Here is a 1559-nt window from a genome sequence, read left to right as displayed (position 1 = left end):
AGAGCCAGACTTCATTGATCTCGTCCAGCAATTTGAGCGCTAGGCTCGATACATTACGGGCTTTTGAGGGTTGCCCAGCTCCCGTTCCTAAAAATTGAATGTCCATTGTCTACTTTCTATCTATATAAATCATGGCCGTCCGGTTCTCTGAACGGAACGAAAGGTTGCCTGGGTAGGCTTGCGCTAGCTCGAGGAGTTCCTCTTGGTTATATCCTGACAGTTTCAAGCATCCATCTTCCAAGGTCATCAAGTCAGTCAGGGCTGAGAGGACTTCTGTTTTGGTGACCACTTCTGGGCCGGCCTCTTGCAAGCAGATCTTGCCATCTTTTTCAAAGACCAAACAATGCGGAAAGATCTCTGCAATTTCGAATAAAATGGCAGGGGTGATATCCTCTGCTGGATGTTCAGCAAAGACACAGGCTAGCTCTTCATTTACGTAGGCCAAGCCATAAGACTTACCTGATAAATTGAGGCGGATAAATGGCTTTCGTTCATCAAAGCTTTGCTGAACTGTGAATAAGTCAAATGCCCGACTCAAGTCCAAGAAATAATCCATTGCCTCCTTGGGGCTCTTCTTTTGATAGAGCTCAGCAAAATAGGCGTTGATCACACTTGGGGGAGGCGTAATCACACGGAGACGCAATTCCTCAGGGATCGTGCTTAAAAGATTGGTCAGATAGACCCGATCGAGGCTGGTATAACCTCCATATTTTATTGCTAAATCAACGTAATCCGTCATAAAATTCTTCCAACTTCCACTTATTTTTCTCTGCGATATAGCCTTGAATGACCTCGACATCCTCTTCAAATTCGCGCTGGTCAATGATCGCTACTGTTTCTAGATCATGTGTCCGATAAGATTTTGAAAAAGGAACGCGAATGGTAAAGGGAACAAAGAGTTCTCTCAGTTTTTCTAGGAGCAAAGCCTGGAGATCTTCACGGGCTGTCTCAGAGCGCGCTGAAATCAAGCTAAAAGGTGTCTGGGTTGGGGTAAAGTCTGCTACTTTATCTGCTTTGTTGTAAAGCGTCAAGCGAGGGATCTCCAGCATATCCAGGTCCTTCATGATCGAAAGCACCGTCTTTTCATGCTCTTCATGATTAGGATCAGACGCATCGATGACATGGACCAGAAGGTCTACATTCTTACTTTCTTCCAAGGTTGACTTAAAGCTCGATACCAACTCTGTTGGTAGATCTTGGATAAAGCCAACCGTATCGGTCAGCGTCACTTGCAGATTGCCTGTTAGATGGATGCTCTTGGTTGTTGCGTCCAAGGTCGCAAAGAGTTCGTCGGCTTCATACTGGCTCTTACTGGTCAGCTGATTCATAATGGTCGACTTTCCTGCATTGGTATAGCCGATCAAACCAATCTTGAAAACAGGTGATTCCAAACGTTTTTCACGAAGGGTTTCCCGGTTCTTTTCAACTGCCTTGAGCTGGCGCTCGATATCGGTGATTTGATTGCGAACGCTCCGGCGGTTCAACTCCAACTGACTTTCCCCTGGACCACGAGAACCAATTCCCCCAGCCTGACGGCTGAGCATGATCCCTTGACCGAC

The 1559-nt window shown here is 46.4% G+C and carries 2 protein-coding genes and 1 pseudogene; all 3 read right to left on the bottom strand.

Annotated elements, in window-relative coordinates; genetic code table 11:
- Positions 1-106: pseudogene (locus tag SPADD19_RS12435) on the bottom strand (ribonuclease Z); the annotation flags it as partial.
- A 3-nt stretch (positions 107-109) separates the two neighbouring features.
- Positions 110-739 (bottom strand): hypothetical protein, encoded by a 630-nt coding sequence (locus SPADD19_RS02305; protein ID WP_061455096.1) that lies wholly within the window; start codon positions 737-739, stop codon positions 110-112.
- The coding region (hflX, locus tag SPADD19_RS02300; protein WP_241496420.1) for a GTPase HflX at positions 723-1559 on the bottom strand (837 nt) is incomplete at its 5' end. The genes SPADD19_RS02305 and hflX, both read right to left, overlap by 17 nt.

Origin of the sequence: Streptococcus parasanguinis (assembly GCF_001578955.1) — a bacterium.
Lineage (GTDB): Bacteria > Bacillota > Bacilli > Lactobacillales > Streptococcaceae > Streptococcus > Streptococcus parasanguinis_U.
The sequence above is the reverse complement of the archived record's forward strand: the minus strand, read 5'-3'. Positions and strand labels throughout refer to the sequence as shown.